We start from the raw sequence: 7,051 nt of genomic DNA on the forward strand, positions 1-7,051 counted from the left end.
GGGGCCCTACAAGACTCTGTATAAATACCTGAAGGAACCCCCGCGCATGAGCGACTCCGGCCGCGCCGATGCCCTGCTAGCCGACCTGCCACGCAACGGCCGTGGCCGGCTCAAAGTTTTCCTTGGTGCCGCGCCGGGTGTAGGCAAGACCTACGCTATGCTCCAGGCCGCCCACACCCAACTGCGCCAAGGTGTGCGCCTGATCGCCGGCGTGGTCGAAACCCATGGCCGCGCCGAAACCGAAGCCTTGCTCAGCGGTTTGCCGCAGCAGCCTTTGCTGCGCAGCGAGTACCGTGGCGTGATGCTCGAAGAAATGGACCTCGACGGCCTGCTCCGCGCCAAGCCCGAGCTGGTGCTGGTCGACGAACTGGCCCACAGCAATGCCCCCGGCAGCCGCCATGAAAAACGCTGGCAAGACATTCAGGAACTGCTCGCCGCCGGCATCGATGTGTTCACCACGGTCAACGTCCAGCATCTTGAAAGCCTGAATGACCAGGTGCGCGGCATCACCGGCGTGCAGGTGCGTGAAACGCTGCCGGATTGGGTGCTGCAAGAAGCCGACGAACTGCTGCTGATCGACCTGCCATCGCGCGAGCTGCTGGAGCGCCTGCGCGACGGCAAGGTCTATGTGCCCGAGCAGGCCCGCGCCGCCATCGATGCGTTTTTTACCCAGACCAACCTGATGGCCCTGCGCGAACTGGCGATGCAGACCGCCGCCGCCCACGTCGATGACGACCTCGCCCAGGGCTATCGCCAACTGGGCCAGGCGGCGCCGGCAGTGCGCGGCCGCTTGCTGGTGGGGGTGGATGGCGATGCGCAGGCTGAACGCCTGGTGCGCCATGCCAGCCGCGTGGCCCAGCGCCGGCATTTGCCGTGGAGCCTGGTGCATGTGGATAACGGCCGCGCGCGCGATGAGCAAGCGCGGCTGCGCCTGCAAAATGCCCAGCAATTGGCCGAGCGCCTGGGCGGTGAAGTGGTGCTGTTACGCGCGGGGGAGGTGGCCAAGACCCTGATCCAGCATGCCGCCGAACGCCGCGCCAGCCTATTGCTGGTGGGGCAGTCGCGGATGCGCTGGCGGCGGCGCCTGTTCGGCGGTGGCTTGGCCGCGCGCTTGCTGCGAAATGCCCGCGGCCTGGAAATCAACGTGCTCGACAGCGACGACATCCCCGCGCCGCCACGCCTGCCGGATGTGCGCGGGCTGGTGTGGTTTGATTACGCCTTGGCCGTGCTTGCCACCGTGGTCGCCGCCGCCGTGGCCTGGGCGGTGTCCAGTGTGTTGCCGCTGCCGAATATCTCCCTGGTGTTTCTCGCCGCCGTGTTGCTGGTGGCGGTGCGCAGCAGCCTGGGCCCGTCGTTGGTGTGCGCCGCACTGTCGTTCATGACCTACGATTTTCTGTTTATTCCGCCGAATTTCTCCTTCGCCATCCAGCGCGAAGAGGACGTGCTGACCTTGCTGTTCTTCCTGCTGATGGCAGCGCTCACCGGCAACCTTGCTGCACGCCAGCGTCGACAGTTGCAGGCGTTGCGCGACACCCAGGAGGAAACCAGCGAGCTGCTCGACCTGTCGCGCAAACTCACCGCCGCCACCGACCGCCAGGCGGTGATCAGCGCGGCGGCCCACCATCTGGAAGGCTGGAGCGACTTGAACCTGTGCCTGGTCAATCGCGACGGCCAGGGCGGCTGGAAAGTCGAAACCGGTGGCCCGCTGACCCTCACCGAAGCCGAACGCGCCGCCGCCGATTGGGCCTGGCAGCACGACCAACCGGCGGGCATGGGCACCGGCACCTTGCCGTTTGGCCGTTGGTGGTGGTGGCCGCTGTCTGCCGAGGAAGGGCCCTTGGGGTTGCTGGGCGTCAGCGCGAAGCCTGGCCAGGCGTTGAGCGGCCAGCGTCGGCGCTTGCTGACGGCACTCAGCCAGCCGCTGGCCCAGGCCCTGGCGCGGGCACAGCTGGCGCAGGAGTTGGAATCGGCGCGCCTGCACGGTGAAACCGAGCAACTGCGCAGTGCCTTACTGGCCTCGGTGTCGCATGATTTGCGTACACCGTTAACCTCCATGCGCGGCAGCATCGACAGCCTGCTGGCGCTCGGCGAGGCGATACCCCTGGAAGATCGCCGCGAACTGCTCGAAGGCACCCGCGATGAGGCCGAGCGCCTCGACCGCTACATCCAGAACCTTCTCGACATGACCCGCCTCGGCCACGGTGCCTTGAAGCTGGCGCGTGATTGGGTGTCGCCTGGGGATATCGTCGGCAGCGCACTCGGGCGACTGCGCGCGGTGCTGGCGCCGCTGCAGGTGCACACGGAGGTGCCGGCGCAGTTGCCGTTACTGTATGTACACGCCGCGCTGATCGAACAGGCGCTGGTCAATGTGCTGGAAAATGCGGCGCGCTTTTCGCCGCCCCAGGGTCGCTTGCACCTGAGCGCGGGCGTGGCGGACAACCAACTGGTTTTCGCGGTTGCCGATGAGGGCCCGGGGATTCCCGAGGAGGAGCGTGCGAAGATCTTCGATATGTTCTACACCGCCGCTCGCGGGGATCGCGGCGGGCAGGGCACGGGCCTGGGCCTGGCGATCTGCCAGGGGATGGTCGGTGCCCATGGTGGGCATATCAGCGTGGCCGATGGCATCGAGGGGCGCGGCACCTGCATCAGCCTGTTCCTGCCGTTGCCGACACAGCCTGGCCTGGAAGGTGAACCGTGAGCTACCCTCTTTTCTCGACTGATCCTGATTGGACACCATGAGCCAGACCGCGACGATTCTAGTCATTGATGACGAACCGCAGATCCGCAAATTCCTGCGTATCAGCCTGGCCTCCCAAGGCTATAAAGTGATCGAGGCCGGCACCGGCAACGAAGGCCTGGCCCAGGCGGCGCTGAGCAAACCCGACCTGCTGGTGCTCGACCTTGGCCTGCCCGATATGGACGGCCAGCAGGTACTGCGCGAGTTTCGCGAGTGGTCGCTGGTGCCGGTGCTGGTGCTGTCGGTACGTGCCAGCGAAGGGCAGAAGGTCGAGGCCCTGGACGGCGGCGCCAATGACTACGTGACCAAACCCTTTGGTATCCAGGAGTTCCTCGCGCGGGTGCGCGCATTGCTGCGCCAGGCGCCGACGGGCGAAGCTCAGGAAGCTGCCTTGCGATTTGGTCCCTTGACTGTGGACCTCGCCTATCGCCGTGTACTGCTCGACGGTGCCGAAGTGGCGTTGACCCGTAAGGAATACGCGGTGCTGGCGCAACTGGCACGCCATCCAGGACGGGTGATTACCCAGCAGCAATTGCTCAAGGATATCTGGGGGCCGACCCATACCGAGGACAGCCATTACCTGCGCATCGTGGTGGGCCATCTGCGCCAGAAGCTGGCGGATGACCCGACGCAGCCGCGCTTTATCGTGACTGAGGCGGGGGTTGGGTATCGGTTGTTGAATGCCTGAACCGGCGTCATCGCAGGCAAGTCAGCGCCCACAGGGGAATGTATTCCATAGGTGGGAGCGGGCTTGCTCGCGAAGGCCTCAGCAGCCTCACGCAAATCAACCCTGCTCACTCTCATACCGATCCAATGTATCGCGCGCAATCTCCCGCCCCAGGGCGATCAACTCCGGCGCCTTGTAAAACTCGAAAAACCGGCATACGCGCTTGGGCACGTTGATCAAGATGTCCGGCGGGTAGCCGGCGATCTTGTACTGCGCCAGCGACGTCTGCATGACCTCGAAGCTCTGGTTGATCAGGTCCAGCAAGGACGCCGGGCCGACGTTGTCGATGATGAACGACCCCGTGGCAGACTTGGGCGCACCGGCTTTTTCCGGCGCGGCGGCCGGTTGCTGGGATTCGGGCTCGGCGGCGTCCAGCCACGGGTTGATCTCGGCCGCCTGGGCCTGCAGCGCTTCCTGCTCCAGCTTCAATAACTGCTCAGCCTGTTTGCGCCGAAAGGGCAGGTGCGAACCGAGGGATTTGACCAGACTGTCGAACCGACTCTTGAACGCCGGCGGGCGCTGGATCACTGGTAACTGGTAGTGCTTCTGGTTGGTGGCGTTGAGGTTGACCGCGATGATCAAGTCGCAATGGCTCGATACAACCGGCACGATGGGCAAAGGGTTGAGCAGGCCACCGTCCACCAGCATGCGGTTGCCTTGCATCACCGGGGTGAACAGGCTGGGGATCGCCGCCGAGGCGCGCATGGCCTGGTGCAGGCAACCTTCCTGGAACCAGATTTCCTGCTGGTTGGTCAGGTCGGTGGCGACAGCGGTGTAGGGGATGCGCAGCTCTTCGATATTGATCTCGCCGACGATCTTGCGGATTTGCCCGAAGACCTTCTCGCCACGAATCGCGCCGAGGCGAAAACTCACGTCCACCAGGCGCAACACGTCGAGGTAGTCGAGGCTTTCGATCCAGTTTCGGTAGTCGTCCAATTTGCCGGCGGCGTAGATCCCACCCACCACAGCGCCCATGGAGCAGCCGGCGATGCAGGCAATGTCATAGCCGCGCCGTTCGATCTCCTCGATCACCCCGATATGGGCGTAGCCCCGCGCCCCGCCGGAGCCCAGCACCAAGGCAACACGCTTTTTCATGGTTCATGTCCTCCCCTAGACAGGCACCCACAATGCACCCATCGAGGGGGCGGCTTCAATCTTCGCGGTGGCCTGCAATATTTTTCAAGAATAGCCACGGCGCTCGGGTATGCTCTGGCAATAGGTACTACCGATTTCAGGCTAAGGACAAGGCACTTTTTCTTGTAGGCAACGTCTACTCCGTACGACTGTTTTTCTTTATTTGAGGTGTCATCGATGAAAGCCTGGATGTGTGTGCCTGTGATTGTGTTGGCCCTGGCCGGTTGCGCCGGCAAAACCGCCTACCGCGACAGCTGCGGCACGCAACTGGATGCGGCGTGGCACGAACTGGATTTGGCCAAGGCCGAAGGGTTTGCCGGGACCGTGAGCTACTCCAAAGCCCTGTCCCTGTTGACCGGTGCCAAGACCCAGCAGCAATTCGAAGCATTTGAAGGGTGCGCCAACAAGGCCGAGAAGGCGCGGTTCTATATTCGTGAGTCGCGCGCCGGGCGTTGATCGGTAACCGCATGTAGGCATTTCATCGAAAAGTGAGGGCAGGATGTCAGCGTTGGTCGATCAGTTAGTCGCTCAGGTCATCGGCCTGGAAGTAGGGTTACTGAGCTGCCAGGCTCGCCTCGCTGCCGTCACCGATGATGAAGCCCTGCATGATCTGCGTACCACGGTACGCCGCTTGCGCAGTTTATTGCGACCCTTGCGCGGGCTACCGGGCGTGGAGCAGCTTGAGTTGGCCGCCAGCACGGTGGGCCAATTGACCACGCCGCTGCGCGACCGCGAAGTGTTGGCGGCGTATCTGCACCAGCACGGTCACCACGCCGCCGCAGATCGGCGCCTGCGCCTGCAACCCCAGACCTACCGTCAGGTAGCGCAAAGCCCCGAGCTTGCGCACTTGTTGCAGATCCTCGATGCATTCCCGCGTTTCATCCGCGCGTCCCAGCACCAGAAATTGCTCAAGGGCCTGCGTCCACGCATTGAAAAACGGTTGGCCAAGCAGTGGCAGGCCCTCGACGACGCACTCAAGGACCCAGAGCACGATCGCCACCGCCTGCGGCTGCTGATCAAACGCGTGCGTTACGCCGCCGAAGCGTACCCCGAGCTGGATAAACTGCCCGCCAACGCCATGGCCCGCCTGAAAAAAGCCCAGGCGGCGCTGGGCGATTGGCATGACTGCTGGCAGTGGTTGGCCCAGGCCGAACACCAGGCGGATCTGCAGCCTTGCGTTGCGGTGTGGCATCGCACCATGGCCAAGGCGCAAGGGCAGGCTGATCGCGTGTTGGATAAACTCAGCGCCGATTGTTTCTGAACCGGTCCGGCTTTTGGCCGGAATACGCGCTGTACCTGGCTGGCACGATGGTTAAGATCCCCTCATCTGTTTCTATTGATGTGAGGTCGCCATGCGCTTTAGTGATTTGCTCGACGCTGCCCGTAGCCACCCGCTGGACGTCACCATCCCCGCCGAATGGGCCCAGGGCCGCGCCAGTTTTGGTGGTTTGGTCGCTGCGTTGCAATACCAAGCCCTGCGCGCCCAAGTGCCAGCGGATCGCCCGTTACGCTCGTTGGCCATCACCTTCGTGGGCCCGGTGGCGCCCGATGTACCTGCCAGTTACTCAGTTGAAGTGCTGCGTGAAGGCAAGGCGGTCAGCCAGTTGCTCGGCCGCGTGGTGCAGAACGCCGAAGTGGCGACCTTGGTCCAGGCCAGTTTCGGCGGCTCCCGCGAGTCTGAGATCGAAGTGGCGAGTGAACCAGCCCCGGCGTTCAAACACTGGGATGAGTGCCAGGAACTGCCTTACATCAAAGGCGTAACCCCCGAATTCATGCGGCATCTGGCAATGCGTTGGAGTGTCGGCGGCCTGCCGTTTACCGGCAACAAATCGCGCGACATGGGCGGCTGGGTTCGCTTGCGCGGGGACGTGAAAGAAGAGCCGCTGACTGAGGCGCACATCCTTGCCTTAGTCGACGCCTGGCCGCCAGCCGTGCTGCCGCACCTGAAAAAGCCCGCACCGGGCAGCACCCTGACCTGGACCATCGAATTTATCCAGCCGCTGCACGACCTCACGACCCTCGATTGGTGCCAGTACCGCGTCACCATCGAACACGCCCGTGACGGCTACGGCCATGCCGCCGCCGCGCTGTGGAGCCCGACCGGCGAATTGATCGCCATCAGCCGCCAGACTGTGGTGGTGTTTGCCTGAGCCTCAGAACCGCCGGCTAGCATGAGCCTCCAGCTTATGCCCGTGGCGCTGTAGCGCCACGCCTGCCAGCACGCCAACCACACCGACGGCGAAACTGCCCACGCTCAGGCTGAACACCCCGGACGCCAACAACAAAAAGCCAATGATCAGCAGCGGTACAGCAATCAACTGCAGCCCCAGGTTAGTCGGGTGCTGGTGGTTTTGCGGTTGGTTACGCCATTGCCAGGCGGGAAGATTGGGATGACGTTTGCCCATGATGGTGAATCCTCTGTCCGTTGAAACAACATGGGGGGAGTTTAGGAG

6 protein-coding genes and 1 pseudogene are annotated in these 7,051 nt (G+C 63.6%); 5 read left to right on the top strand and 2 right to left on the bottom strand.

Going from position 1 to position 7,051, the window contains the following annotated elements:
- The first annotated feature begins 46 nt into the window (after positions 1–46).
- Together GIW02_RS06135 and GIW02_RS06140 are read left to right on the top strand one after the other, a co-directional pair.
- Positions 47–2,698 (top strand): sensor histidine kinase, encoded by a 2,652-nt coding sequence (locus GIW02_RS06135; RefSeq protein WP_236418791.1) that lies wholly within the window; start codon positions 47–49, stop codon positions 2,696–2,698.
- A gap of 37 nt (positions 2,699–2,735) precedes the next feature.
- Positions 2,736–3,425 carry a response regulator gene (locus GIW02_RS06140; protein ID WP_236418788.1) on the top strand — a complete coding sequence of 230 codons (690 nt, stop codon included), beginning with the start codon at positions 2,736–2,738 and terminating at the stop codon, positions 3,423–3,425.
- 96 nt (positions 3,426–3,521) lie between these two features.
- On the opposite strand, the gene GIW02_RS06145 is transcribed toward GIW02_RS06140, so the two are convergent.
- Positions 3,522–4,559: a patatin-like phospholipase family protein gene (locus tag GIW02_RS06145; RefSeq protein WP_236418787.1), complete on the bottom strand. Its 1,038-nt coding sequence runs from the start codon at positions 4,557–4,559 to the stop codon at positions 3,522–3,524.
- Between the two features lie 216 nt (positions 4,560–4,775).
- Here GIW02_RS06145 and GIW02_RS06150 point away from each other — a divergent pair, with 216 nt between their 5' ends.
- The 3 genes from GIW02_RS06150 to GIW02_RS06160 all read left to right on the top strand — a co-directional run bounded on the left by GIW02_RS06150 (position 4,776) and on the right by GIW02_RS06160 (position 6,748).
- The gene (locus GIW02_RS06150; protein WP_017734442.1) at positions 4,776–5,054 is read left to right on the top strand and encodes a hypothetical protein; all 279 of its coding nucleotides are present in this window, start codon (positions 4,776–4,778) and stop codon (positions 5,052–5,054) included.
- Positions 5,055–5,097: 43 nt separating this feature from the next.
- Positions 5,098–5,859, top strand: coding sequence for a CHAD domain-containing protein (locus GIW02_RS06155; RefSeq protein WP_236418784.1), 762 nt, complete (start codon positions 5,098–5,100; stop codon positions 5,857–5,859).
- A 91-nt stretch (positions 5,860–5,950) separates the two neighbouring features.
- Positions 5,951–6,748 carry a thioesterase family protein gene (locus GIW02_RS06160; RefSeq protein WP_236418780.1) on the top strand — a complete coding sequence of 266 codons (798 nt, stop codon included), beginning with the start codon at positions 5,951–5,953 and terminating at the stop codon, positions 6,746–6,748.
- Between the two features lie 6 nt (positions 6,749–6,754).
- Here the strand turns inward: GIW02_RS06160 and GIW02_RS06165 are convergent.
- Positions 6,755–7,003: pseudogene (locus GIW02_RS06165) on the bottom strand (terminase); the annotation flags it as partial.
- Positions 7,004–7,051: the final 48 nt, after the last annotated feature.

Source organism: Pseudomonas syringae (assembly GCF_021606685.1).
GTDB lineage: Bacteria > Pseudomonadota > Gammaproteobacteria > Pseudomonadales > Pseudomonadaceae > Aquipseudomonas > Aquipseudomonas syringae_R.

Coding starts and splice junctions, on each gene's coding strand:
- GIW02_RS06160 (WP_236418780.1), top strand. CDS start 5,951: ATGCGCTTTAGTGATTTGCTCGACGCTGCCCGTAGCCACCCGCTGGAC.
- GIW02_RS06145 (WP_236418787.1), bottom strand. CDS start 4,559: ATGAAAAAGCGTGTTGCCTTGGTGCTGGGCTCCGGCGGGGCGCGGGGC.
- GIW02_RS06140 (WP_236418788.1), top strand. CDS start 2,736: ATGAGCCAGACCGCGACGATTCTAGTCATTGATGACGAACCGCAGATC.
- GIW02_RS06135 (WP_236418791.1), top strand. CDS start 47: ATGAGCGACTCCGGCCGCGCCGATGCCCTGCTAGCCGACCTGCCACGC.
- GIW02_RS06150 (WP_017734442.1), top strand. CDS start 4,776: ATGAAAGCCTGGATGTGTGTGCCTGTGATTGTGTTGGCCCTGGCCGGT.
- GIW02_RS06155 (WP_236418784.1), top strand. CDS start 5,098: ATGTCAGCGTTGGTCGATCAGTTAGTCGCTCAGGTCATCGGCCTGGAA.